General features: G+C 46.1%; 27 protein-coding genes and 1 other RNA gene. 10 read left to right on the forward strand and 18 right to left on the reverse strand.

What is annotated here, in order from left to right; translation table 11 throughout:
* Window positions 1–13: 13 nt before the first annotated feature.
* Window positions 14–523 (reverse strand): putative enzyme regulator of activity, encoded by a 510-nt coding sequence (yisT, locus tag BSU_10860; protein ID NP_388966.2) that lies wholly within the window; start codon window positions 521–523, stop codon window positions 14–16.
* 49 nt (window positions 524–572) lie between these two features.
* Entirely contained in the window at window positions 573–1,235 is a 663-nt protein-coding gene (yisU, locus tag BSU_10870) for a putative aminoacid related metabolite efflux transporter (protein NP_388967.1), read from the reverse strand.
* A 66-nt stretch (window positions 1,236–1,301) separates the two neighbouring features.
* Here yisU and yisV point away from each other — a divergent pair, with 66 nt between their 5' ends.
* Window positions 1,302–2,756 carry a putative PLP-dependent transcriptional regulator gene (gene yisV, locus BSU_10880; protein NP_388968.2) on the forward strand — a complete coding sequence of 485 codons (1,455 nt, stop codon included), beginning with the start codon at window positions 1,302–1,304 and terminating at the stop codon, window positions 2,754–2,756.
* 7 nt (window positions 2,757–2,763) lie between these two features.
* Here the strand turns inward: yisV and yisX are convergent, their stop codons facing one another.
* A complete protein-coding gene (yisX, locus tag BSU_10890; protein NP_388970.1) occupies window positions 2,764–3,402 on the reverse strand; it encodes a hypothetical protein in 639 nt (212 codons plus the stop codon).
* 205 nt (window positions 3,403–3,607) lie between these two features.
* On the opposite strand from yisX, the gene yisY reads away from it, so the two are divergent.
* Window positions 3,608–4,414, forward strand: a complete 807-nt coding sequence (yisY, locus tag BSU_10900) for a putative acyl hydrolase or peroxidase (RefSeq protein ID NP_388971.1) — start codon at window positions 3,608–3,610, stop codon at window positions 4,412–4,414.
* A 27-nt stretch (window positions 4,415–4,441) separates the two neighbouring features.
* Here the strand turns inward: yisY and yisZ are convergent, their stop codons facing one another.
* From yisZ to yitB, 3 genes are all read right to left on the reverse strand, one after another.
* Entirely contained in the window at window positions 4,442–5,041 is a 600-nt protein-coding gene (yisZ, locus tag BSU_10910; RefSeq protein ID NP_388972.1) for a putative adenylylsulfate kinase, read from the reverse strand.
* Window positions 5,038–6,207, reverse strand: coding sequence for a putative sulfate adenylyltransferase (yitA, locus tag BSU_10920; RefSeq protein ID NP_388973.2), 1,170 nt, complete (start codon window positions 6,205–6,207; stop codon window positions 5,038–5,040). The genes yisZ and yitA overlap by 4 nt, the downstream gene beginning before the upstream one ends.
* Window positions 6,208–6,319: 112 nt before the next feature.
* Window positions 6,320–7,030, reverse strand: coding sequence for a putative phospho-adenylylsulfate reductase (gene yitB / locus BSU_10930; protein NP_388974.2), 711 nt, complete (start codon window positions 7,028–7,030; stop codon window positions 6,320–6,322).
* Window positions 7,031–7,214: 184 nt separating this feature from the next.
* Here yitB and slpH point away from each other — a divergent pair, with 184 nt between their 5' ends.
* Together slpH and slpS are read left to right on the forward strand one after the other, a co-directional pair.
* A complete protein-coding gene (gene slpH / locus BSU_10940) occupies window positions 7,215–7,901 on the forward strand; it encodes a 2-phospho,3-sulfolactate phosphatase (sporulation related) (protein NP_388975.1) in 687 nt (228 codons plus the stop codon).
* The gene (gene slpS / locus BSU_10950) at window positions 7,898–8,656 is read left to right on the forward strand and encodes a 2-phospho-3-sulfolactate synthase (RefSeq protein ID NP_388976.1); all 759 of its coding nucleotides are present in this window, start codon (window positions 7,898–7,900) and stop codon (window positions 8,654–8,656) included. Before slpH ends, slpS begins: the two co-directional genes overlap by 4 nt.
* Before the next feature lie 44 nt (window positions 8,657–8,700).
* Here the strand turns inward: slpS and yitE are convergent, their stop codons facing one another.
* The 8 genes from yitE to yitK form a co-directional block, all read right to left on the reverse strand.
* On the reverse strand, window positions 8,701–9,330 hold the full coding sequence (yitE, locus tag BSU_10960) for a putative integral inner membrane protein (RefSeq protein ID NP_388977.1): 630 nt from the start codon (window positions 9,328–9,330) through the stop codon (window positions 8,701–8,703).
* Window positions 9,331–9,425: 95 nt separating this feature from the next.
* Window positions 9,426–10,541: a putative enolase superfamily enzyme (isomerase / dehydratase) gene (yitF, locus tag BSU_10970; RefSeq protein NP_388978.1), complete on the reverse strand. Its 1,116-nt coding sequence runs from the start codon at window positions 10,539–10,541 to the stop codon at window positions 9,426–9,428.
* An 8-nt stretch (window positions 10,542–10,549) separates the two neighbouring features.
* Complete coding sequence (yitG, locus tag BSU_10980; protein ID NP_388979.1) at window positions 10,550–11,818, reverse strand: putative efflux transporter; 1,269 nt, start codon at window positions 11,816–11,818, stop codon at window positions 10,550–10,552.
* Window positions 11,819–11,929: 111 nt separating this feature from the next.
* On the reverse strand, window positions 11,930–12,778 hold the full coding sequence (gene yitH / locus BSU_10990) for a putative N-acetyltransferase (protein ID NP_388980.1): 849 nt from the start codon (window positions 12,776–12,778) through the stop codon (window positions 11,930–11,932).
* Between the two features lie 4 nt (window positions 12,779–12,782).
* Window positions 12,783–13,232, reverse strand: coding sequence for a putative N-acetyltransferase (gene yitI / locus BSU_11000; RefSeq protein ID NP_388981.2), 450 nt, complete (start codon window positions 13,230–13,232; stop codon window positions 12,783–12,785).
* A gap of 89 nt (window positions 13,233–13,321) precedes the next feature.
* Entirely contained in the window at window positions 13,322–15,160 is a 1,839-nt protein-coding gene (samT, locus tag BSU_11010) for a bifunctional homocysteine S-methyltransferase using (R,S)AdoMet and methylenetetrahydrofolate reductase [NAD(P)H] (protein NP_388982.1), read from the reverse strand.
* Window positions 15,161–15,249: 89 nt separating this feature from the next.
* An RNA gene (gene mswK / locus BSU_misc_RNA_12) (S-adenosylmethionine riboswitch) lies at window positions 15,250–15,367 on the reverse strand.
* A gap of 106 nt (window positions 15,368–15,473) precedes the next feature.
* Window positions 15,474–15,965 (reverse strand): putative RNA or cyclic d-GMP binding protein, encoded by a 492-nt coding sequence (gene yitK / locus BSU_11020; RefSeq protein ID NP_388983.1) that lies wholly within the window; start codon window positions 15,963–15,965, stop codon window positions 15,474–15,476.
* A gap of 98 nt (window positions 15,966–16,063) precedes the next feature.
* Between yitK and yitL the strand changes: the two genes are divergently transcribed.
* Window positions 16,064–16,960 carry an RNA-binding protein gene (gene yitL / locus BSU_11030; RefSeq protein ID NP_388984.1) on the forward strand — a complete coding sequence of 299 codons (897 nt, stop codon included), beginning with the start codon at window positions 16,064–16,066 and terminating at the stop codon, window positions 16,958–16,960.
* A 52-nt stretch (window positions 16,961–17,012) separates the two neighbouring features.
* Here yitL and yitM read toward each other — a convergent pair whose 3' ends face one another.
* The 3 genes from yitM to yitP are packed head-to-tail and all read right to left on the reverse strand — an operon-like array spanning window position 17,013 to window position 19,044.
* Entirely contained in the window at window positions 17,013–17,597 is a 585-nt protein-coding gene (yitM, locus tag BSU_11040) for a hypothetical protein (RefSeq protein ID NP_388985.1), read from the reverse strand.
* Window positions 17,594–18,523, reverse strand: a complete 930-nt coding sequence (yitO, locus tag BSU_11055; protein ID NP_388987.2) for a putative integral inner membrane protein with HTTM domain — start codon at window positions 18,521–18,523, stop codon at window positions 17,594–17,596. Before yitO ends, yitM begins: the two co-directional genes overlap by 4 nt.
* Window positions 18,508–19,044, reverse strand: a complete 537-nt coding sequence (gene yitP / locus BSU_11070) for a hypothetical protein (RefSeq protein NP_388988.1) — start codon at window positions 19,042–19,044, stop codon at window positions 18,508–18,510. Before yitP ends, yitO begins: the two co-directional genes overlap by 16 nt.
* Before the next feature lie 177 nt (window positions 19,045–19,221).
* On the opposite strand from yitP, the gene yizB reads away from it, so the two are divergent.
* From yizB to nprB, 4 genes are all read left to right on the forward strand, one after another.
* Window positions 19,222–19,569 carry a putative transcriptional regulator gene (yizB, locus tag BSU_11079; protein YP_003097701.1) on the forward strand — a complete coding sequence of 116 codons (348 nt, stop codon included), beginning with the start codon at window positions 19,222–19,224 and terminating at the stop codon, window positions 19,567–19,569.
* On the forward strand, window positions 19,566–20,153 hold the full coding sequence (yitQ, locus tag BSU_11080) for a hypothetical protein (RefSeq protein ID NP_388989.2): 588 nt from the start codon (window positions 19,566–19,568) through the stop codon (window positions 20,151–20,153). Before yizB ends, yitQ begins: the two co-directional genes overlap by 4 nt.
* Before the next feature lie 19 nt (window positions 20,154–20,172).
* Window positions 20,173–20,466, forward strand: coding sequence for a hypothetical protein (gene yitR, locus BSU_11090; protein ID NP_388990.1), 294 nt, complete (start codon window positions 20,173–20,175; stop codon window positions 20,464–20,466).
* A 135-nt stretch (window positions 20,467–20,601) separates the two neighbouring features.
* A complete protein-coding gene (gene nprB / locus BSU_11100) occupies window positions 20,602–22,218 on the forward strand; it encodes an extracellular neutral protease B (protein ID NP_388991.1) in 1,617 nt (538 codons plus the stop codon).
* 46 nt (window positions 22,219–22,264) lie between these two features.
* Here nprB and fakBB read toward each other — a convergent pair whose 3' ends face one another.
* Window positions 22,265–23,116 (reverse strand): fatty acid kinase fatty acid binding subunit B, encoded by an 852-nt coding sequence (gene fakBB / locus BSU_11110; protein ID NP_388992.1) that lies wholly within the window; start codon window positions 23,114–23,116, stop codon window positions 22,265–22,267.
* Between the two features lie 137 nt (window positions 23,117–23,253).
* On the opposite strand from fakBB, the gene yitT reads away from it, so the two are divergent.
* Window positions 23,254–24,096, forward strand: coding sequence for a putative integral membrane protein (gene yitT, locus BSU_11120; RefSeq protein ID NP_388993.1), 843 nt, complete (start codon window positions 23,254–23,256; stop codon window positions 24,094–24,096).
* The last annotated feature ends 114 nt before the right edge of the window (window positions 24,097–24,210 follow it).

Below are 24,210 nucleotides of genomic sequence, written 5' to 3' on the forward strand. Positions count from 1 at the left end.
AAGCAAGGGCATTTTAGCCCTTGCTTTCTCTTTTCTCATATAAATAGTACATATAATCAGTAGGTACGCCTGAATGGTCCAGCTGTCTCAGCATGGCGGTTACGTTCCCTCTGTGGTAAGTGCCGTGATTGACGACATGCAGGATGGTGTCTGCATAGGTTGATTCCAGTGTACCTAGTTTCGGATGCTGCATTGTGAAGGTCTGTTCTAAGTCCGTCTGGCGGCTGAAGAAATCATGATACTGTGACTCCAGCTCGGCAGCGTGCTGTTTAATCGCTGCCATATTACCTTGCGCGGACTGTAATTTGCCTGCGCTGTCTATAATCTCTTGGTAGGCCACTCCCGAAAGAACATTCAGCCAAATGTAGTCAGCCCTGCACATATGAAGCAGCACGTCGCTGACAGAAGGAAATACGCTCTTTACTTCTTGATAGGCAGTTTCCTCCGGCAGGTTTTCGATATGGGTAAATATTTTCTTGTTTGCCCAAGAATGATAGTCATAAAACTGTTTTGCATCAGTCATCAGCATGCCCCCTTTTCTAAGAAATTCGTTTTTTTCATCTGTTTCTCCTTCAATTGCAAAAGAGTGACACCCCAAAATATCCTGCCGCTGCCCACATTACCGCTGCAGAGCATTTGTTTACGATCAGCATAAGCCTGCCGCTCGTATCTATCGTCTGAAACAACCGGCCCGCTATTGCAAGGCTGATGAACCAAATCCAAGACACAGCGATGCAGGCGGCCATAAAGAGCCATTTCTCAAGCCCCGAATATTGAAGAGAGCTCGTGCCGATGACGCCGATCGTGTCCAGAATGGCATGCGGGTTTAAAAGAGAAACAGCGGCCGCAAACGCAGCTTGCTTTTTTGGTGTGAACGTATGTTTCTCATTTTGGCTTGTGTTCGGACGGATGTTCCAAGTCACCCAGCCCATATAAAGCAAAAATAAAAATCCGCCGGCCATCATGACTGTCTCAAACACAGGCAGCTCCTGCACAATGACAGACACGCCCGCAACGGCTAATACAATTAACAAGGTATCGCAGACTGAAGCACTGATGACAGCTGGGAGAGCCCGCCAAATATGCTTTTGCAACGCGCCTTGCTGAAAAATAAACACATTCTGCACTCCCAGCGGCAAAATTAAGCCAAACGCGAGCACAATTCCGTGAATGATTGCATTCATGCTGAAAAAGCTCCTTTCACATTTTTTTTCAATCATAAGAGAGATTGTCACTAAAGTCTCCAGCCATTTGGTTGGGTTAGGAACCAGCCAAATGTATAATGTGTAAAAAAGGGGGGCATGACCTTGTCGCAATGGCAGCCAAGCCGAAAGTCGGATGTTCCGCTGCATCGGCAGATCGAACAATATATGAAAGACAAGATTCTTCACGGAGAGTGGGCTGTAGGGACGAAAATCCCCTCACAGAGAACGCTGGCCGACATGTTTCAAGTCAACCGCAGCACAGTCACAGCAGCCATAGATGAACTCACGTCTCAAGGCTTGTTAGAGGGAAGAAAAGGCGGCGGTACGAAGGTTGTAAACAGTACTTGGAGCGTGCTGACGGCTGAGCCTCCGCTTGATTGGAGCGATTACGTCCGTTCGGGCATTCATCGCGCCAATTCTTCCATCATTCAAGCTATTAATCAGAACGAACCAAGAGCGGATATCATCAGATTAGGAACTGGAGAACTTTCACCGGATCTTGTGCCTGCTGACACAATTGGACGGATGTTTCAGCAAATCAATCCGGGCGTCCTGTCTTTAGGATATGAGCAGCCGAAAGGAAACCGTCAGCTGCGGGAGGCAGTGGCCGACCATTTAAAAGGAAAGAAGATCCATGTGTCACCGTCTGCAATTTTAATTGTGTCCGGTGCACTTCAGGCACTTCAGCTCATCTCAATTGGACTTTTAAAACGAGATTCTGTCATTTTGACGGAGAAGCCGTCCTACCTTCAATCCTTGCATGTATTTCAATCAGCTGGGATGCGGCTTCGCGGCTTGCCGATGGATGATGAAGGGGTCAAAGCGGGGCTTGTTTCTTCTAATCGAAAACAATATGGAGGACAGCTGCTTTACACGATTCCGTCGTTTCATAATCCGACAGGCACAGTCATGTCAGAGCAGCGAAGGAAAGAGATCATCAGCCTGTCAAAAAAAGAGCAGATGCCCATCATTGAGGATGATGCGTACGGTGATTTATGGTTTGAAGAAAAACCGCCGCAGCCGTTGAAAGCAATGGATCATGAGGGCAATATTCTGTATCTGGGCGCGTTTTCAAAAACGGTTAGCCCCGGTCTGCGAATCGGCTGGCTTGCCGGTCCGGAGCCGGTTATTGAAAGGCTGGCGGACATTAAAATGCAGACAGACTACGGATCAAGCGGCCTGTCCCAGTGGGCGGCTGCCGAGTGGCTGTCACAGGGATATTATGAAGAGCATCTGACTTGGGTACGCAGGAAGCTTAAAGAAAGGAGAGACGCCGCCGTTCATTTTCTCGAGCGGTATGCCGGGGACATTGCCACGTGGCGGATTCCCGCAGGCGGCTTTTATATTTGGGTGACATTTCACAAAAACCTGCCTGTCAGCCGTTTCTTTTATGAATTGCTGAAACGGCAGGTGCTTGTGAATCCCGGCTATATTTATGACGGTGAAGACCGAAACAGCATCAGGCTGTCATATTCCTATGCATCTCTTGGAGATTTGGAAACTGGCATTAAAGCGGCAGCTGAAACAGCACGCCGCCTGATGATGTCCTAGGCTTTGGTTATACGATGACAGCTCCCAGTGCCCTGGCGAAGGCAATCGCGTGCTCAGGTGCGATTTTGCAGCCTTTCAATTTGTCGAGGGAGACATGAAGCTGTTCAAAACGGCACGTGCTGATGTCCATGTTTTGAAGGGACGTGCCGGTAAAGCTGGCGCCTTCCAATTCGCATCCGTCAAAGTGTGTCTGCTGGAGCACCGTATCGCTGCATTCACTTTGCATAAGAGCACAGTGATCAAATCGAACTTGTTTCATATTTGAGTACGAAAATGAGCTGAAATGTCCGTGGCATTCCTCGAATGAAACATTCCGCAGCGTTGCTTCCGCCACATTCATTCCAACCATTTTTGACTGCTTAACTGAAGTTCTGTGAATGACAGCCCCGCTGAAATCGGCGTTTGATAAATCGCATTTTTCAAAGATCACATCGGTCAGTTCAATATGCCGAAAAGACACATCGATAAAGACGACATTTCTGAATACCGTTTTTTCAACACATAGTCTTTCGATATCTTCGCCGCAGATGGTGCAATCTTCAAACAAATGCATGCTGATTACATCATCCTGTGTCACGGCATCATGAAAATCTGCGGTTTGCAGGTTTTCCGGTATGTTCGGTTTTTGAATTGCGATTTTATTCATGTGATGACATCCTTTGCTGCCCGAAAAACAGAGGCTTCCGGGTTCAATTTAATAGATCGTTAAGGAAATTGATACATATAGTAAATCGTGAAGAGCCTTTTCTTGGTACAGCAGCCCGCTTGTTTTGTAAGCATAAATGGAAAGCTTCCTATACGTCAAGGCGTTTACAGGCCGAAAAAGCCAAAGGGAACAGGAGGAATGCGGAATGGGGCATTACATCAAAACCGAGGAGCATGTGACACTGTTTGTAGAGGATATCGGACATGGAAGGCCGATCATCTTTTTGCACGGGTGGCCGTTGAATCATAAGATGTTTGAATATCAAATGAATGAGCTTCCGAAAAGGGGATTTCGTTTTATCGGCGTTGATTTGCGGGGATATGGGCAATCTGACCGCCCTTGGGAAGGCTACGATTATGACACGATGGCCGATGATGTGAAAGCAGTCATTTATACGCTGCAGCTTGAGAATGCGATTCTTGCCGGTTTTTCAATGGGCGGCGCAATTGCAATCCGTTATATGGCAAGGCATGAAGGAGCCGATGTTGATAAGCTGATTTTACTGTCTGCGGCGGCCCCCGCGTTTACAAAACGCCCGGGTTATCCGTACGGGATGAGGAAGCAGGATATTGACGATATGATTGAATTGTTCAAAGCTGATCGGCCCAAAACACTGGCTGATTTAGGGAAACAGTTTTTTGAGAAAAAAGTGTCTCCAGAGCTTAGGCAGTGGTTTCTCAATCTGATGCTGGAGGCTTCCTCCTACGGGACGATCCACTCGGGCATCGCATTAAGAGACGAAGATCTCAGAAAGGAACTTGCTGCAATCAAGGTGCCGACGCTGATCCTGCACGGGAGAAAGGATAGAATTGCGCCGTTTGATTTTGCGAAAGAATTGAAGCGCGGCATCAAACAGTCGGAATTGGTTCCGTTTGCAAACAGCGGGCACGGAGCATTTTATGAGGAAAAAGAGAAGATCAACAGTTTGATTGCGCAGTTCTCCAACTCATAAGAAAAAACCCGACATTGATCGGGTTTTTTATATAATTCCTCTGTTTTGCAGTGCGTTAATGATGAGATCAGCTCCATCGGAAATAGAGGTCTGGTCAGACTCAATGATGAAATCGGGTGAAAGCGGCGCTTCATACGGAGAATCGATCCCGGTGAAATGTTTGATCTCTCCGTTTCGCGCTTTTTTATAAAGCCCTTTTGGATCGCGCTGTTCACAAACATGCAGCGGGCACTTCACATAAATTTCGAAGAACTCACCTTTAGGAAAGAGCGCTCTAACCATGTCCCGATCCTCTCTGAATGGAGAAATAAAAGCCGTTAAAATCATTTGCCCGCTGTCGACAAACAGCTTCGCCACTTCTCCGATCCGGCGGATGTTTTCAATCCTGTCACCAGTCTGAAATCCAAGATCTTTGTTTAAGCCGTGGCGGATATTATCACCGTCAAGCACGTAGCTCTGAATGCCCTTGCGGTAAAGCTTTTCATCGACAGCATTGGCCAGCACCGATTTTCCGGAGCCGGACAAACCTGTAAACCAAAGGACGCAGCTTTTGTGTCCGTTTAAGGACTGTCTGTCAGACTTTGAGATGGCAGCGGGATGCCAAATGATGTTCGGATTGTGTGTCATTGCAATTCCCCGCTGTTTTGCTTGATGGCAACAGGCTGTTGGTGAAGTCCCTTGATCAGCACGGCTGCGACCTCAGGCCGGCTGAATTCTTTAGGCGGCTTTTTGCCTTGGCGGAGAAGCTCTCTCACTTTTGTGCCTGATAAGTGGATGTGGTCTCTCGGGCTGTGCGGACATGTTTTGGAGGTGCCCATGTTTCCGCATTTTCGGCAATAAAAGCTGTGCTCAAAAAACAGCGGCTTGATGCCCAGCTCTTCCTCTGTGAATGATTGAAAAATATTTTGGGCGTCGTATGTTCCATAGTAGCTGCCGACACCCGCGTGATCACGGCCTACAATAAAATGGGTACAGCCGTAATTTTTTCGGACGAGCGCATGGAAAATCGCTTCCCGCGGACCTGCATAACGCATGGCGGCAGGGAAAACCGATAACATGACACGATCCTTTGGATAATAGTGATTAAGCAAAGCCTGGTAGCTCTCCATTCTGATATCGCTGGGGATATCGTCTGACTTTGTTTCTCCGACAAGTGGGTGAAGCAGCAGACCGTCGACCGTTTCTAACGCTGTTTTTTGAATGTATTCATGCGCTCTGTGAACAGGGTTCCTGGTTTGAAAGCCGACAATCGTCTTCCAGCCGAGTTTTTGAAAGGCCGCTCTTGTTTCAGCGGGCGTTGCATAAAACTGTTCGAAAGATTTGTCAGGCAGGCTGCTGACCGTGATAGGCCCTCCGATATAGTAATCCGGGCGCGCCAGCAATTTTTTTACGCCTGGGTGGGCAGGATCGTTTGTTTTAAAAACAGACAGTGCTTCTTGTGTTTTATCAGGCTGGTATATATCGGTGACTGTGATCATGCCGTAGGTAACACCGTCTTTCACAAGCTTGACGTGATCTCCGGCAGACAGCTGTCTTGCTGTTTTTTCTCCGACAGGCAGCGTAATCGGCAGGCTCCACGGCAAGCCGTTTGCCAGCCTCATCTCTTTCACAACGGAATGATAATCTTTTTCTCCCAAAAAACCTGTTAACGGGCTGTAGCCGCCGATCGCAATAAGCTCCAGATCACTCAGTGCAAGCTGATCCAGCTCTGCTTGGCACGCGCACCCTTCAAAATGGCATGCGGGATCACAGCGGTTGATTAATACCCCTCCGTGGGGTTCGTTTCCATTCAACGTGTTCAACCTCCATTTATACGTTTCCTTGTTTTCTTTTCTGCACTTAATGAAAGTTTGACATCAGCGCCTTAACATCATTTCGATTCTCACATCAAGAACCTGCCATCCGCTATTCTTGATGCAGGCCGCATTCTGTTTTCTCCCGTCCGGCCCATCTTCCAGCCCTCTCATCGTTCGGGTCCGGGGAAGGCAGTGTACACATTTCACAGCCTATGCTCGGATAATGTTGATCGTGCAGTTTGTTATAAGGCAAATTGTGCAGGCGGATGTACGTCCAAACGTCATCCCATGTCCAGTGGATAAGCGGGCAAATTTTGATGAGCTCAAACTTCTGGTCCAGGTTTACGTATTGAATATGCTTTCTCGTTGGTGACTGATCCCGGCGCAGTCCTGAAATCCAAGCTGTCATGCCGGACAGGTGCTTTTTGAGCGGTTCGATTTTCCGCAATTGGCAGCAGAGGTTCGGGTTATGCTTCCACAGCTCTCCGCCGTACTTCGTCCCCTGTTCTGTTAAGCTCAGCTCGGGTTCGAGCATCTGGATTGCAAATCCCGGATATCGTTCTTTGACGGTCTCGATCAGCTCATATGTTTCCTGAAAATGAAGCCCGGTATCCAAAAAGATGATGTGTGCGTTTTTGTTGATTTTTGATATTAAGTCGAGAAGCACCATTCCTTCTGCGCCAAAGCTGCAGGCGTACACAATCTTTTCTCCGTACGTTCGGTAAGCCCATTTCAACACATCGAGCTCATCGATCAATTGATCCGTTATCTGTTTGGACAGCATGTCGTTCCAAGTGTCATATGTGATGGTTTCGTTCAATGTTTTCCCCCCGTTTGCATCTGCTTTTTTTATCTATTGATCGAGTTATAGGCAGACTATTCATTTTTTGCATAAAGGTTCAGGTTTTAGGTGCCGCGCCCGCCTAAAATGAGGTGCGGAACCATTAAGAGCCCGGCTGAATATGCTTTTTAGCAAAATGGTTTTATGCCCAAGGAGAGGTAGTATGCCGATTGCCATTTATCAGGGGCATCATCATTCGCTTGCCCCGGCGGACATTAACATCGTCATTGATGTCATCAGAGCCTTTACGGTCGCCCATTATGCGTTTATCGGCGGGGCGAAAGAGATTTTGTTGGTCCGGACAGCTGATGAAGCCTTTGCGCTGAAAGACACCTATCCGGATTATGTTTTGACGGGAGAGGAAAAGGGGGTCGGTATCAGCGGATTTGATTTAGATAATTCTCCAAAACGTATGGCTGGGCAGAATATGACGGATAAAAGCCTGATCCAGAAAACAACAAACGGCGTCACAGCAGCATTGGGGGCGCTGAACGCAAAGCATCTGTTCGTAACTGGATTTTCCAATGCCAAAACAACGGCACAGCATGTGAAAAAGCTCGTCGCAAACGATTGTGTCATAAACATAGTGGCTTCCCATCCATCCGGTGATGACGATATGGCATGTGCGGAGTATATCAAAGGCATCATTGAAGGGACAAATGTGGTAACGGCTGCGGAGGCGATTGAAAGAATAAAAGGCTCTTCTGTTGCGGAGAAGTTTTTTGACTGCCGCCAGCCATTGTTTGATTCGGAAGACATCGTTTACTGTACAAAAGAACTGACGGGCGATTTCGTGATGAAAGTGAAACAAGATGGAGAAGTTCCAACGATAGAGAGGGTCATAATATGAATGATTTTTCACTAGAATTGCCAGTGAGAACAAACAAGCCGAGAGAAACCGGGCAGTCCATTTTAATTGATAACGGCTATCCCTTGCAATTTTTCAAAGATGCGATAGCCGGAGCGTCCGACTATATTGATTTTGTGAAATTCGGCTGGGGCACATCATTACTTACGAAAGATCTTGAAGAAAAAATCAGCACACTGAAAGAACATGACATTACATTTTTCTTTGGCGGCACACTGTTTGAAAAGTACGTAAGCCAGAAAAAAGTGAATGAATTTCATCGGTACTGCACCTATTTCGGCTGTGAATATATTGAGATTTCAAACGGTACGCTCCCGATGACAAATAAAGAGAAAGCGGCTTACATTGCCGATTTTTCTGATGAATTTCTTGTGCTCAGTGAGGTGGGCAGCAAGGATGCGGAATTAGCAAGCCGGCAAAGCTCTGAGGAATGGCTTGAATATATCGTTGAGGATATGGAAGCGGGCGCGGAAAAAGTGATTACAGAAGCCAGAGAAAGCGGAACGGGAGGGATCTGTTCCAGCAGCGGCGATGTCAGGTTTCAAATTGTTGACGACATCATTTCCTCGGATATTGATATCAACAGGCTGATTTTTGAAGCGCCTAACAAAACGCTTCAGCAAGGGTTTATTCAAAAAATCGGGCCGAATGTGAATCTTGCCAATATTCCATTTCATGATGCCATCGCGTTGGAAACGCTGCGTTTAGGGCTAAGATCCGATACCTTTTTTCTGTAAAATAGCGGCTGCGGGGCTCTCGTCGTGAAGAGAGCCTCTGCCTATTATTTTTTATGGCGGTACATAGGCGTGAGATAGGGAAGTGAGGTCAGGCGGATGTTGTAGATGAAGTCGATGACTCTTGTCGATATCACCTGGCATATGAGGGCTTGAATGACGATGCCCCAGTCAATAATAGACGCGGTGACCATAAAAATGATGCAATTCATGATGAGCAGGATCGTTCCAGGATTCCCGCCGCGGTAGATAGAAATCATCAGAGCAAGGGCTCCGAATCCTCCGTTCGAAATTTTATATTTGTATAAAAGTCCGATTCCGAGTCCCAATAACACTGCGCCGCTTGCCAGATCAAGCCACAGGTTAGATGTGATATCAGGAAAAACTGCATCAAAGATCAATACCGAGACAGAGGTGACGGTGATAGAAGCGAGGGTGCCGGTGAATGTTCTCATCTCCAGCCATTTTAAAGCGGTAAAAAGCATTGATACATTCACAGCCCACACTGAAAATCCGTGGGGGATTTGAAACAGATAATGCAATAGCACCGCAATACCTGCTGCACCGCCTGTCGGAATATCATGCGGAAATAAAAACAAGGACATGCCGAGTCCTTGTAGTACGCCGCCTACGACAATCATAAACGTAAGTTTTGCTTTCATCAGCAGTTCAGCCATTAAGTCATTTGCTCCTTTATGAAAAGACTTGTCCGCTGTTTTCATTTTATGAGGCTGTCCATTATTTATGTCTCAAAATAAAGAAATGGCCCAGCTTAATAGGCTGAGCCATCCCACTTGTAGCGATTGACGATCTCCATATTGATCTCTGTGCCAATGCCTTTTCCTTTCGGGATGTGGACCATTCCTTTTGAAGGCTGCAGGCTGACGAGATCTGTAAAAGGATTCTCCATGACGTCCCACTCGATCGGTTCAATGTGATCGTTCTTCATTTTAGACCATGGGGGCAGACAGGCTTGTGCAAATAAAGCATAGAGCCGTGAGAGCGATCCGTCATATGCATGGGCGGATGCTCTGACGCCGAAATAACGCGCGAGCTGGAGGCAGTCCCGAAACTCATCAATTCCGTTGACATGCATGACATCGGGCTGAATGATATCCAAACAGCGCTGTGAAAGGAGAGGCACATATTGCGCCGGGCCTTTCATGTTTTCTCCGCCGGCAACAGGAACAGACAAACGGCTTCGAAGCATAGCGTAATCCTGCGGCTGATCAAAGGGCAAAGGCTCCTCAAGCCAGCCAATGTTCGTCCATTCGGAGAAATAGCGCTCCCATTTAAAAGCCGCAGCGGCATCGTAGCTTTGGTTTGCGTCCAGAATCATCGTAATGGAGCTGCCTGCTGTATGCTGCAGCGCATTGATGTGCCGGACATCCTCCTTGAATGAAGTCCCGCCAATTTTGACTTTGATTTGCTCAAAACCTTTTTTCAACTGGGCTTCAACATTGGAGACTGAGCGGCTGATCCATTGCGGGGAGTCTGAGTACGATTGAAAAGACGCGTACACAGGAATCTCCTCTCTGTATCGCCCGCCCCATAATTCGCAAACCGAACAATCCGCAGCTTTGGCTGCAATCTCTGTCAGCGCCATGCTTACAGCGGAGGCCGCCCGCTGGTGCCATTTTTGAATCGTGCGCACTAATGACAGGCGGCTGCCAGCCTGTTTTCCTAATAGAAATGGGATGATCCGCTTCGTAAAACCGACATGGAGAGCAGGGAGCCAATCAACGCATTCTCCCCAGCCGTCTATCCCGCTTTCGGTGATAATCCTGATGAGATAACAAGTCCGATATCGTTTAAACCCATTGGCATCTCCGTATGGCTTTTCTAATCGATGAAATAGCGGAAAGGTTTCAATCCGTACAATTTTCACACTGGGTGCTACCTTTCCTCAGCGGGCTGGAGCCGATTGCCAGCCATTTTAGGGTCTTCTTTTTCTTTTGTTTCTTCATTGTTTTGCTTCACATGGATGAGCATCATCACAAGAATCCCGACAACGAGAGTCAATCCCGCGATGCTTAAAAACATGCCGGGTCTGGACCATTGCATCAGGCGGCCGAAAATCGGAGGACCGATCGCTACCCCTAAGAAACGTACAGAGCCGTACAGCGAGGTGACAAATCCCCGTCTTTCTTTGCCGACAGCCCCGGTAATGAAACTGTTCACACAAGGAAGGACAAGACCTGAGCCTATACTGCTCAGTACAAGAACACTGATAAAAAGGACAAGATTTTCAATGAATGACAGTGCCGCGTAGGATACGGTCATGAACGCCAATCCAAGTACGATCAGCTTTTTCATTAACGATTGCTTTTGCCCGATTTTGCTTCCTGTTGTATAGGACGTCACACACATAACCAAAAGCGGGATCGCTAAAATTAAGCCTTTTTTCACGCCGTCGGTGTCGTATGTTTTTTCAAGAACATCTGAGAGATAAAACAGGATGCCGAATAAAGTAAACAAACAGGTCGCACCGGCTAAATAAGCGGTAAACAGCCATCTGCCTTCATGTTTAAAGACACTTAACAGCCCTTTTGCATATTGTCCGATTGGTGGCGGTTCTTTTTCCTTTTTCTTTTCTTTAATAAAAATCCAAGTCAGTACGATCGAAATGATACAAAACACAGGAAAGGCAAAAAACGCGCCATACCAGACAAGCAGGGCGATCAGCGAGCCAATGATCGGCGATAGCACTTTCCCCATGCCGTTTGAAGCTTCAACAAGGCCGAGCACCTTGCTCTCCTGGGCGCCTTTAAACAGATCTCCCGTCAGTGCCATGGCAATTGGGCCGGTTCCGGCTGCCCCGATTCCCTGTAACGCTCGTCCTGCCATGACCCAAGGATAGGCATTGTCAAAAAAACCTGCCGCAAACCCGGCTAACAAACCGCCGGCACCATACAAAATTAAGCAGGGAATAATGATGACTTTCCTTGAGAATCGGTCTGCGAGATAACCGACAATCGGAATCGCAAATGCTGCAATCAAGGAAAATACTGTGATCACGAGACTGACTTGAAATTGTGATAAATGAAGTTCAGATTTCATTTTTGGCAAAATCGGAATAAGCATCGAGTTTCCTAGGGTTAATATTAAAGGGATTGAACCGATTGCCACAATCGTCATTCCGTTATTTTGTTTTGATGATTCCATCTCAGAGCACACTCCTTTTCTTCTGCTTAGAATGTCCCTGATGGCTTCGTTTATTCAGCGATCAGACAGCAAAAAACCGAACAGAAGATACCTGTTCGGGAAAAAAGAGGGTTAACCGAGAGCCTGTGAAATCAAAGCATATAAGTGTCCATTTTGAATAGGCGCTTTTTTCTGATAGAACAAAATCGGAGGTTCATCATCTTTATGAAATCCCATTTCTATCAGGCTGTCATGCAGAGACGTGTGTTCACTCGGTATATCGATTCGCATCGGCCCTTGTTTGCCGGCCGCCAGCCTTGTAATTATCTGTGCTGCAACATCTGATGATGGAGCGATGATAGGGCCGAATTTCAAATTGGCCGGTGTCTGTACAGAAAGTCCGTAGCCAATGAGCTGTCCGTCCTGATTTCTGGCGATGATACATTCGCATGAAGCAGAAATAAGCTGCTGCAAAAGGTTTGATCGATCTCCGCCAAAGGCAGCCAGATCCGCCGCGGTTAAGTCGTGAAAGTCTTGTTCTCTAAAGGATGTCAGTTCAGCATCAAGCTTTTTTGTATAAGGTTGAAAACTGTGACAGCTGTACTTTCGCACTGAACCTGCCGTATGAAAACCTGCTTTTTCATAAAGCGGCAAACCTTCTTTTGTGGCGCAAAGCCTGATGGCGGTGTTTTCATCCGTTTGGGTAATACAGGCGTTTACCATACGCCGGCCAAGACCGAGCCGTTGATATTCCTTGTCAACGATAACAAGGCCGATAGAAGTAAGACGGCCAAACAAAAACAAGCCGATGCAGGAAATAATATCACCGCTGACATTTTGATAACCGAAAAAGCGTCCCTGCTGAACAAGCAGTTTCAGCTCTTGTTCGCCATAATCCGGCCACCCGGCTTGCCCGCAAAGCCGCAATAAGCCGGAAACGTGTTCTTCATGAAGCTTAATCAGTTCATCTACTACGTCCATAAGATCACCTGCTTGTTCTAAGTGTTTTGTACATGACAATATGATTGCCAATGCCGGGAATGTCAAATGGTTCGCCAAGTTCCTTCCAGCCAAGCTTGGCATAGTAGCCCTTGACATGGTGTCTTGCGTTGCACCATACCGCCTGAACGCCGCTCTCCGCCAGTTTGTGCTCCGCGTGTTTGATCAGCGTGCTTCCAGCTTTTTGATCGCGATATCCCTCGAGCGTTGCCATGCCTCTCAGCCGATACGCAGAGGCTTCCGTTAATAAAGGCTGACTTTGCGGGGAAAAAGAAGCGATGCTGATCAGCGTTCCATCATAAAACACGCCGAGATGAAAGGAGCCTTCTGCGTGATCCTCTTTATATTTGCATTGTTCGATGGATTGATGGGGACGCAGAATGCGATGCCGGATTTCATATGTATCTTCCACGGAAATGGTTTTGACTTCGAGCATAATGTTCCTCCTCATGATTGTTTTTCTATATCGTAACACGAATCTCGTTGAAAAAGACTGCCCGATTCGATCAGGCAGTCTTTTGGAAATTAATGCAAAAAGATATTTTGGCGCTGCTCATCTTTTTGCTGAATATATGATGTGAGCTCAGCGGTTAAGTCAGATCTGAGGAAAGGCGTTATCAAGTAGATGCCGTTAAACAGCTCGCATGCCGTATCCAGCAGGGAGCGTGCAATTGCAAGGCCTTCCGCCTTTTGCTTTTCTTTATCTTCACCGGCATGGGCCATTTTTTCGCGAATCGTATCAGACAGCTTAATGCCGGGAATTTCATTATGGATGAATTCGGCATTCCGGCTGCTTGTCAGCGGCATGATGCCGATATAGATCGGCGTCTTCAGATGTTTTGTTTCGTTATGGATATCGACAAGCTGCTGCTCGGAATAGACAGGCTGAGAAACAAAATAATCTGCGCCGCAATCTATTTTTTTCTCAAGCCGTTTTACCGCTTTATCCAGATGGCGGACGTTAGGATTAAATGCGGCGGCAACTGAGAAATTCGTTTTCTTGCCGAGCGGTTTTCCAGACAGAGACAGACCTTCATTGAATTGTTTGATCAGCCTGATTAAATCAAAAGATGTTAAATCATATACAGACGTCGCCCCAGGAAAATCCCCGATTTTAGAAGGGTCACCTGTAATAGCAAGCACGTCATTCAGCCCTAACGTATCAAGGCCCATTAAATGTGACTGTAAGCCGATAATGTTACGGTCACGGCACGTAATATGGACAAGGGAACGCATATCGAGCTGCTGCTTGACAAGGGCGCCGCAGGCAACATTGCTGATCCGCGGGGTCGCCAAAGAATTGTCGGCGAGTGTCAGGGCATCGATTCCCGCTTCTTTTAATTCAGCAGCAGCGGACAGAAATTTGTCAAAGCTTAGTTTTTTCGGCGGGTCCAGCTCTACGATAATAGAGCGTTTTTTCGCTGCGATCTCATCCAGGCCGGGCTCGGTTCGCTCGTGATGAACAGAAATGAATTCTTTCGCCCGGGTTTTGACTTCTTTTTCCGTAATCGGAGCCAGCCCGCCAACCGCTTCCGCCATCGCCCTGATGTGATTCGGCGTTGTGCCGCAGCAGCCGCCGATAATCCGCGCACCTTGCTTACGGAATTCTGACGCGCTGTTTTGAAAATACGTGTCGTCTGTTTCATAGACGAGCCGTCCCTCTTCAAGCGAAGGAAGACTGCTGTTCGGATAAACGGATAAGAATACGTCATCAAAAATCGGCACTTCGCTTAGCGCTTCAATCATGTGATAAGGGCCGAGGCGGCAGTTAATGCCGACAATATCAGCTCCGAGATCCGCAATCGAGCGCAATGCGTCAGAAAGCGGCGTTCCGTCCTGCAATACGCCTTGCTCGTGCATGGAGACATTGAGCATAATCGGAAGATCAGTCTCTTTGCGCGCGATTTTCAGCACTTCACGGGCTTCTTCCAAATCATAATATGTTTCTAACAGCAAGCCATCCGGCTCTTCATGCAGCAGCAGATACAGCTGCTCGCGGAAGCTGCGCTTAATTTCGTCAAGACTGTATGCGTTTTTATTAAATGTGCGTATGCCGCCCATCGTTCCAAGCACGTATGCATCGCCTGCTGAAGCCCGCGCGATCTTTACGGCCTCCTGATTCATTTTTTTGATGTCATCCTCAAGCCCGTGTCTGGATAATTTAATATAGTTGGCTCCGTACGTATTCGTTTGAATAATGTTGGCTCCCGCTTCAACGTACGCTTTATGTATGCGCTGAATTTCCTCCGGCTTTGAAATATTGAGCTCCTCAAAACACCTGTCAATGCCATAGGAGTAGAGGAGCGTCCCCATGGCGCCGTCACCGATTAACACCTGTCTTTGCAAATCTTCTAAAAGTCCCATTGTCTGCCTCCTTTATTCACATCAGCAAGGAAAAAAGAGAAATAAAAAAAGTCCTCTTAAGAAGAAGACTTTGTCAGTGATTTTGTCTCTTCTTATCTTCCAAGCTGTTCGAGCTTGCTGGATTTAGCACCTTGGTCATGGCTGATCGCCATTACACCGGTTGCTGAAGCTTCGTCGGGCCAGTCCCTCTGCTTCTCTTGATAAGAACGGATATGAAATTTTCGTGTCAGGAAGTGCCAAAAGATATCTGGCGTTTTTCCCTTTCTCCAAATTTACCGAAAATAAAGACAATAATCAATAGGAATCAGAAAATTTATCTGAAATTTATAAATTGAACGTCAATTGGCAGATCTGCTCCCCGTACAGCTGAGATAATCTGCTGCAGGTCATCTTTGTTTTTTCCGGTGACACGCACTTGATCATCCTGCACCTGAGACTTTACTTTCAGTCCGGAGTTTTTGATGATCGTATTGATTTTTTTTGCGTTGTCCTTGTCAATGCCTTGAACAAGCTTTGCACGCTGGCGCACCGTTCCGCCTGACGCGTTTTCAACCTTGCCGTAATCAATGTTTTTTGTCGGTACGTTTCGTTTAATCAATTTGCTGACCAGCACATCTTTCAGCTGGCTTAATTTGAATTCGTCATCGGAAACGAGGACCAGCTCCTCTTTATCTAAAGAAATGTCGCTTTTGCTGCCTTTAAAGTCATATCGGGTACTGATTTCCTTCAGTGCGATTTGGATTGCGTTTTGCACTTCAGGCAATTCCACCTTGGATACAATATCAAATGAACTTTCTTTTGCCATATGAAAACCTCCATAACATTTAACTTATGTGTTGATTATAGTAGAATAAAGAGAAACTTCCAACAGAACAAAGAATCAATTTGTGATGATTGGAAAAAATGTTAACAAAATCCGCAGAGAATAAGCGGAACAGGAAGGACGATAGCATGAGACCAGGGCAGCAATTAACCTTGAGTATAGATCACCAAACCGACTTCGGTTACTTTTTAACCGATGGGGAAGATACGATTCTCTTACATAACAGTGAAATGACTGAGGATATCGAGGACAGAGACGAAGTAGAAGTCTTTATATACGTAGACCAGCAGGAAAGGCTTGCGGCCACGATGAAAATTCCGATCATCAGCGCGGATGAATATGGCTGGGTTGAAGTGGTGGATAAAGTGGAAGATATGGGCGTTTTCGTTGATGTCGGTTTATCGAAGGACGCACTAGTCGCAACTGAGCATTTGCCGCCGTACGAAGATGTCTGGCCGCAAAAAGGGGACAAACTTTACTGTATGCTGAAGGTGACGAACCGGGGGCGCATGTTTGCGAAACCAGCGCCGGAAGATATCATCAGCGAACTGTTTACCGACGCTTCAGAAGATCTGATGAATAAAGAGCTGACAGGTACGGTGTACAGGCTGATCGCATCGGGTTCATTCGTGATCACGGATGACGGTATCCGCTGTTTTATTCACCCGTCAGAAAGAAAAGAGGAGCCAAGACTGGGTTCAAGAGTCACAGGCCGGGTGATTCAAGTGAAAGAAGACGGTTCAGTCAACTTGTCGCTGCTTCCGAGAAAACAGGATGCAATGTCAGTTGATGCTGAGTGCATTCTAACGTATATGAGAATGAGAAACGGTGCCATGCCGTACAGTGACAAAAGCCAGCCTGACGATATCAGAGAACGTTTTAATATGAGCAAAGCCGCCTTTAAACGCGCGCTGGGCCATTTGATGAAAAACGGAAAAGTGTATCAGGAAAATGGATGGACATACGAGAAAAAATAGCATGAAAACGGCTCGCCTGCAGCAGACTGCGGAGCGAGCCGTTTTTTTATGTCTAGTTTAATTCATCAACCAGCGTTCTGATTGCCATTTCGCGATCCACATTGTCTGAAATCGCAATCGGCGTAATATCAATGGCGAGAATGATCAGAATCAGGGCACCTGCTGCAGCAACATAAGAAACATAATAGAAATAGTTAGCGGTATCAACAGTGTTGACAAGCTCGGCCTGAACTCTGGATGTATCATCCTTAGAAGCGGCGATTTCCTTTGCAGCTTCTACTTTTTCTTCAACGATTTGACCTGCTTTTTTCAGCAGTTCATCCACTTTCAATGCATCTTTGCTGTAAACAGCTTTCTTCAGGTTATCAAAAAAGTCAGCATCCTCTTTTTTAATATCAGCGACAACCTGATTGGCAAAAGCCTTTGCCTGTTTTGTGTTGAGTTTGTCTGTCATCGCTTTATTAAAGACCTCTGGAAGCTGTTTGCCAACTTCCCCTTGGGCAAACACAAAGCCTTTAAAAATTTCCTCACCTGAATACTCAAGCTGCTTTGCCTGTGCCACACTTTCTTGCTGCTTCACCAAAAACACAGTCGTCACCAATACAACCGACAAAAATACTAGAAACGCCTTCTTCAAACTGAAACCTCTCCCTTCTTGTGTTTTTTATTCCACAACAGTCTGCGAATATATGTAAATTGAATCGTGGAATCGATAGGAGTGAGATACAATATCAAAATGCCGGCCATGATAATCGAAAAACTGATGAGGCCCAGCATGACTGCAAAAATCTCATGCATAAAAACAGCGATGATCAAAATCAATCTCCAATGCTTCTTCGGCGCAAACAGTGCCGCGAAGATGACAATTTGAACCAGCAGCGTCCCCCATGTCGGAATCACCACGAACGGACTTGTTACAATTGGCTTCGTTAACGCCTGAAAAAAGCCGTTGAAGCCAATGGTTTTTTCCTGGGCGAAATAATAGACGGCCGTTCCGTCCACCCATTCCTGCTGAGATAGCTTAGCGACGGTAGAGTGAAAATAAAGCACCGCCACTTGGATTCTGATCACAAAATAAGAAATAAAAGCTGTTATTTTTCCAAGTGTTCTTTTGCCCTCTATAGGTCTCGTACTCCAATGCCATTTTCTCGGATCGGTCAGCGTGATGGGAAGCAATAAAAAGGTCATGACTGCTGCTGCCTGCTCGCCTCCGTCGATGACGATCAGCGATGACTGCAGGCTGTAACTGACATACCAATGCAGAACCCCGGTGATTCTGGGGCGCCAGCCAATGACAACAAGCACCAGAATGGCAATGCAGACCCATCTGAAAAGATTTAACATCATATAGTTATTTTCGCCGAGACAAAAGAGACTGAGATTCATTTTACAAGCTGGATAGCTGCTGATCCCGCTGGCTGGCTTCATAATGAGGCTCGGGTGATTGATGAGCAGCGTCAGCAGGCTGGATAGCGCAATGATGCTTCGCGCGAGGCCATATACATTTGTCCACGGGTTTCTTTCGTCCCATCTGGTGATGGTCTGTTTTATGTTTTCGAGCATGAGATCACAACCTTGACTATGCTTTTTACCTGATAAGACGAAGGGGTATATTTAGAATAGCTCCAAGGAACAATATCCTCTTTCGTCAAATAGTAGCTGCCACAAAGCAGCGGGCGGGGAGCGGGTGTTTTTAATTGCACGGTTTTGGCTTTGCTTTTGCATGCGCCGAGGTCCTTTTCTTTACATGCTGTCCACTGTTCCTTGCCGACTTGGCTGTAGATCACGCCCATTTCAACGCCTTGTGACCGCCCATACCGATACAGGCCGAATAGGTTGTCAGCCCTCATATTGGGCCATCTGACCTTGGCGCTGGCATTTTCAGCCTCATATAAGCCGATTGCAGTATCACGCGGATTTTTGCTAAAAAAGCCCCAGCCCTGAGGGAGGATGCTGGACATGAGAAATTTGGAGTCCTTTGTCAGCGGAATCGGGGTTGTCCCTAAGCTGCCAATAATAGAAAACAGAAATAGCGAACCCCAAAGGATTGAAAAAATGACAAAAAATGATATCGATTTCTGCATTCGACTGCTCCTTTTAACCTGAAGAATCGTTTTTACACTTTTCATAATATAAAAACATTTATGTAATAAAAAGGTTAAAAAGTATGAGAAATTCCATTTTTGTTAAAAGGAAAAACAGGACATTTTACACTGCTATATGTGATTGATATATAGTGTTTTTTTCGATATATTTAAACCATGAAAACGAATCAAGTTAATGACCGCTGGATTGTTCAATTTCGAAAAGGGATTTTCGAGCTGGCCATCCTATCCCTTCTGCGTTCTAAACCGATGTACGGTTATGAGCTGACGTCATCCTTAAAAACCACCTCGGCGCTGGCTATTTCAGAGGGAGCGATTTATCCGATTTTGAAACGTATGACCGAGAAGGGATGGATCGAATTTTTTTGGGAAGATTCACTGGACGGCCCGAAAAGAAAGTATTACAAAATGACGCAAAAAGGAGAAGAAATGTTAAAAGAACGGCTGGAGAAATACCTGGAAACCCATCAAGCCTTACTGTCTTTATCGGGGGATTTGCTATGAATGGACAGCTTATCATTGACCGATACATGGAGGAACTAAATGCAGAGCTGGCGAATATGCCTGATGTAGAGAGAGAAAACGCTATCGACGAATTAAAGGGGCATATCACCGCTTTCGTTCAAGACAGAATCAAAGCCGGCCTTAGTGAAGAGGAACTGCAGGAAGCTGTTGAATCTGAATTTTCTCATCCGAAGGAGCTTGCCGAATTGATGATGGGTGATGGGGGAGAGACGAAAAGGAGGAGGTCTTTATTGGGCAAAAGCTGGATTTCGGTCCTTCTCATTGTCACGATTATCGCCCTGCCGCTGCTGCCGTCCGACTTCAGACATCTGCCGCTGGCTGTTTATTTAATGGTGCTCGCCGGATATGTATGGAAGCGGAAAAAATTGGTGATGTTTGCAGGTGTCAGAAAAAACAAAATGCGCTCTCAAAAGGAGATTGTCAAGATTTCGCGAGTCGGTGCGGTTTATCTGCTGTTTTTAGCAGTGGTGCTCCTTTTGAGCCCGTTCCTCAATGCGCTTGTCGTCCTGCTGCTGATTGCAGTAAGCTGCGCCGCTTTTTTTCTTTTTCTTAACATCAAGTAATCTTGTAGGAGGCTGTAAGATGGAAATCAGCATCAATTATCTATTAATTGTCATCGCGCTTTTATTCTTTGTGGTTGCCTATTTTGTCGGAATCAAAAAACAAACCTGGATGTTGGCTGGGTTTAACGAGGCGCGTATACGGGATAAAGATCGGCTGGCCAGAATAGCAGGCTACTTTTTCTTGAATTCCGGTTTGTTCATTTTGCTGAATAGTTTTATCTCATTTCAAGGTCAGGAGCAGCTCATACCTCCGCTTATACTGGCATATGGAGCAGGGGTTATTATTTATGTCAATAAAAAATTAGTAGAGTAGAAAAAGAAGGGCAGAGCGAAATATCTCTGCCCTTCTTTTTTGGGAAAATAAGAACGAAGCACCACATACAAGTTTTTGTATTTTTGATAGGATGAAGAAAAATGGTAGATTCCAAAATAGGAAGGATGTGGTGTTTTGCGCAACTTGACCAAGACATCTCTATTACTGGCCGGCTTATGCACAGCGGCCCAAATGGTTTTTGTAACACATGCCTCAGCTGAAGAAAGCATCGAATACGACCATACGTATCAAACCCCTTCATACATCATCGAAAAGTCACCGCAGAAGCCGGTACAAAACACAACCCAGAAAGAATCGCTATTTTCCTATCTTGACAAGCATCAAACGCAGTTTAAGCTCAAAGGGAATGCGAACAGCCATTTTCGCGTTTCGAAAACCATAAAGGATCCAAAGACAAAACAAACGTTTTTTAAATTAACGGAGGTTTACAAAGGAATTCCGATTTACGGCTTTGAACAAGCGGTCGCGATGAAGGAAAACAAACAAGTGAAAAGTTTCTTTGGAAAGGTGCATCCGCAAATCAAGGACGTCTCCGTCACACCGTCTATTTCTGAGAAAAAAGCAATACATACAGCAAGGCGTGAGCTCGAGGCTTCCATTGGAAAAATCGAATATCTTGATGGGGAACCAAAAGGCGAATTATATATCTATCCACACGACGGTGAATATGATCTCGCCTACCTTGTGAGACTCTCGACATCTGAACCTGAGCCTGGCTATTGGCATTATTTCATCGATGCCAAAAACGGAAAGGTCATCGAGTCCTTTAATGCCATTCATGAAGCGGCAGGTACAGGAATCGGCGTGTCAGGTGATGAAAAAAGCTTTGACGTCACAGAACAAAATGGGCGCTTTTATTTGGCTGACGAAACAAGGGGAAAAGGGATCAATACATTTGACGCGAAGAACCTGAACGAAACCTTGTTTACGCTTTTGTCTCAACTGATCGGGTATACGGGCAAAGAAATAGTCAGCGGCACGTCCGTATTTAATGAACCTGCGGCTGTAGACGCACACGCAAATGCGCAAGCCGTTTACGATTATTACAGCAAGACATTTGGCCGTGATTCTTTTGATCAAAACGGAGCAAGGATTACGTCTACCGTGCATGTCGGCAAACAATGGAACAATGCTGCGTGGAACGGTGTCCAGATGGTATACGGGGATGGAGACGGTTCGAAATTTAAGCCGCTGTCTGGATCGCTCGACATTGTCGCGCATGAAATCACACACGCAGTCACACAGTATTCCGCCGGTCTTTTATATCAAGGAGAACCCGGTGCATTAAATGAGTCCATTTCTGACATTATGGGCGCGATGGCTGACCGTGATGATTGGGAGATCGGCGAAGATGTCTATACTCCTGGTATTGCAGGAGATTCATTGCGGTCATTGGAGGACCCATCTAAGCAGGGAAATCCAGATCATTACTCGAACCGCTACACAGGAACAGAGGATTATGGCGGAGTCCATATCAATTCGTCCATTCACAATAAAGCAGCTTATCTTCTTGCAGAAGGAGGCGTGCACCACGGTGTACAGGTTGAAGGGATTGGGCGTGAAGCAAGTGAACAAATTTACTATCGGGCTTTAACATATTATGTAACGGCATCTACAGATTTCAGCATGATGAAGCAAGCGGCGATTGAAGCTGCCAATGATTTATACGGTGAAGGCTCGAAGCAATCAGCTTCAGTCGAAAAGGCGTATGAGGCTGTCGGCATTCTATGAGCAAACAAAAACAGTCAGGACACAGAGTCTGACTGTTTTTGTTTGCTCATTTTCTTAAAAAGAATATCGCCAATGTACCTGGACCGGCATGCGAGCCGATGGCTGAACTGATTGGATGCATAATGATTTCTTTCGGCTTGAACGCTTCCTCAATCAGGTGTTTCATATCCGTGGCTTTTTCTTTGTTCGCGGCGTAGCTAATCCCGACGGTTTGATTGCTCCAATCATCCCCGCGCTCTTTCATAAGCTCGATGATCCGTTTGAAAAGTTTCTTCTGTCCGCGAATTTTTTCCAGAGGCACAAGCTTGCCGTCCTCCATCTGAAGCAGCGGTTTAATATTCAACAGGCCGCCGACAAAAGCGGACGTTTTGGATATCCGGCCGCCCCTCGCGAGATATGTTAAATCATCAACGGTAAAAATGTGTTCAAGCTGGCTGCAAAAGTTCTTTACAGACGTTTCAATTTCTTGTATTGTATTCCCGTTGATACAGAGATCGGCAGCATGCCGGACAGCCAGACCGTATCCTAATGAAGCGCATTTGGAATCAATGACCCGCAAATCGAAATCGGGGAATTCCTCCTTCACTTCATTGGCGATCATTACAGCTGTCTGATACGTGCCGGAGAGACCTGAGGAAAAGGCAATGTAAAGAGCGGGATCACCTGTTTCGGCATATTGCAAAAACACATTTTTAATCGTTTGCGGTGAGGCTTGGGACGTCTTAGGCGTTTCTCCATTTTGCATCGCTTCAAATATTTGATCCGCATGAATTGTGACTGCATCTTCGAATTCTTTATCGCCGAGAGAAACCCTGAGCGGAATAAAGCCAATGCCTTTTTCTTCAAAATAAGAACGAGGCAAATCAGTGGCGCTGTCAGCGATGAGATGAACTGTCATATTGCTTCCCTTCTTTCCGTTATCGCTCGTTATCATGAGAGTTAAGCCAACTATATCATATTAATTTGCCAAAATCGTGTTCAAATATTTGTTTTAAGGGAAAACATAATAAAGAAGAAAGAGCGGAGGAACATGCCATGGTACTAGATCAAACAAAAAAATTACTCATCGTCATCATCGGCGCTTTACTCAATGCTGCCGGGCTGAACTTATTTTTGATACCTGCAGATGTATATGCCAGCGGATTTACAGGTGTTGCCCAGCTTTTATCAAGCGTCGTTGATCAATATGCCCCCTTTTACATATCGACGGGAACGCTCTTGTTCCTCTTAAACATTCCGGTCGGTATTTTAGGATGGCTGAAGGTCGGCAAATCGTTTACAGTGTACAGCATTTTAAGTGTCGCACTCACTACTCTGTTTATGGGGATCCTGCCGGAAACAAGCCTGTCACATGACATTTTGCTGAACGCGGTGTTCGGCGGCGTCATTTCCGCAGTCGGTATCGGCTTAACATTAAAATACGGAGCTTCGACAGGCGGGCTTGATATCGTCGCCATGGTACTTGCAAAGTGGAAGGATAAACCCGTCGGCACGTATTTCTTCATTCTGAACGGGATTATCATCTTGACGGCAGGATTATTGCAAGGTTGGGAGAAAGCATTATATACCCTGGTTACACTATATGTGACAACGAGGGTGATCGACGCCATTCACACTCGCCACATGAAGCTTACGGCAATGATTGTGACGAAAAAAGCGGACGAAATCAAGGAAGCCATTTACGGAAAAATGGTGCGCGGCATCACAACTGTTCCGGCAAAAGGAGCATTTACGAACGAACAGAAAGAAATGATGATTATCGTCATCACGAGGTATGAACTGTACGATTTAGAAAAGATCGTCAAAGAAGTTGATCCAAAAGCATTTACGAACATCGTTCAAACGACAGGGATTTTTGGTTTCTTTAGAAAAGACTGACGAAAGCAGGTGGAAGTCGTGAAACGGCTGCTTGTGATGCTCCTCCCCGTGCTGCTTTTGATAGGCTGCGGGAAAGATGAGCAGACAGAACCCGATAAGGAGGTATCAGGCGGA

It is taken from the genome of Bacillus subtilis subsp. subtilis str. 168, from assembly GCF_000009045.1.
GTDB classification, from domain to species: Bacteria; Bacillota; Bacilli; order Bacillales; family Bacillaceae; genus Bacillus; species Bacillus subtilis.

Bases quoted from the DNA above. Each gene is read 5' to 3' on its own strand.
- yisT (NP_388966.2), bottom strand. From the start codon at position 523: ATGACTGATGCAAAACAGTTTTATGACTATCATTCTTGGGCAAACAAG.
- yisV (NP_388968.2), top strand. From the start codon at position 1,302: ATGACCTTGTCGCAATGGCAGCCAAGCCGAAAGTCGGATGTTCCGCTG.
- yisX (NP_388970.1), bottom strand. From the start codon at position 3,402: ATGAATAAAATCGCAATTCAAAAACCGAACATACCGGAAAACCTGCAA.
- yisY (NP_388971.1), top strand. From the start codon at position 3,608: ATGGGGCATTACATCAAAACCGAGGAGCATGTGACACTGTTTGTAGAG.
- yisZ (NP_388972.1), bottom strand. From the start codon at position 5,041: ATGACACACAATCCGAACATCATTTGGCATCCCGCTGCCATCTCAAAG.
- slpH (NP_388975.1), top strand. From the start codon at position 7,215: ATGCCGATTGCCATTTATCAGGGGCATCATCATTCGCTTGCCCCGGCG.
- slpS (NP_388976.1), top strand. From the start codon at position 7,898: ATGAATGATTTTTCACTAGAATTGCCAGTGAGAACAAACAAGCCGAGA.
- yitE (NP_388977.1), bottom strand. From the start codon at position 9,330: ATGGCTGAACTGCTGATGAAAGCAAAACTTACGTTTATGATTGTCGTA.
- yitG (NP_388979.1), bottom strand. From the start codon at position 11,818: ATGGAATCATCAAAACAAAATAACGGAATGACGATTGTGGCAATCGGT.
- yitH (NP_388980.1), bottom strand. From the start codon at position 12,778: ATGGACGTAGTAGATGAACTGATTAAGCTTCATGAAGAACACGTTTCC.
- yitI (NP_388981.2), bottom strand. From the start codon at position 13,232: ATGCTCGAAGTCAAAACCATTTCCGTGGAAGATACATATGAAATCCGG.
- samT (NP_388982.1), bottom strand. From the start codon at position 15,160: ATGGGACTTTTAGAAGATTTGCAAAGACAGGTGTTAATCGGTGACGGC.
- yitK (NP_388983.1), bottom strand. From the start codon at position 15,965: ATGGCAAAAGAAAGTTCATTTGATATTGTATCCAAGGTGGAATTGCCT.
- yitL (NP_388984.1), top strand. From the start codon at position 16,064: ATGTTAACAAAATCCGCAGAGAATAAGCGGAACAGGAAGGACGATAGC.
- yitO (NP_388987.2), bottom strand. From the start codon at position 18,523: ATGCTCGAAAACATAAAACAGACCATCACCAGATGGGACGAAAGAAAC.
- yitP (NP_388988.1), bottom strand. From the start codon at position 19,044: ATGCAGAAATCGATATCATTTTTTGTCATTTTTTCAATCCTTTGGGGT.
- yizB (YP_003097701.1), top strand. From the start codon at position 19,222: ATGAAAACGAATCAAGTTAATGACCGCTGGATTGTTCAATTTCGAAAA.
- yitQ (NP_388989.2), top strand. From the start codon at position 19,566: ATGAATGGACAGCTTATCATTGACCGATACATGGAGGAACTAAATGCA.
- yitR (NP_388990.1), top strand. From the start codon at position 20,173: ATGGAAATCAGCATCAATTATCTATTAATTGTCATCGCGCTTTTATTC.
- fakBB (NP_388992.1), bottom strand. From the start codon at position 23,116: ATGACAGTTCATCTCATCGCTGACAGCGCCACTGATTTGCCTCGTTCT.
- yitT (NP_388993.1), top strand. From the start codon at position 23,254: ATGGTACTAGATCAAACAAAAAAATTACTCATCGTCATCATCGGCGCT.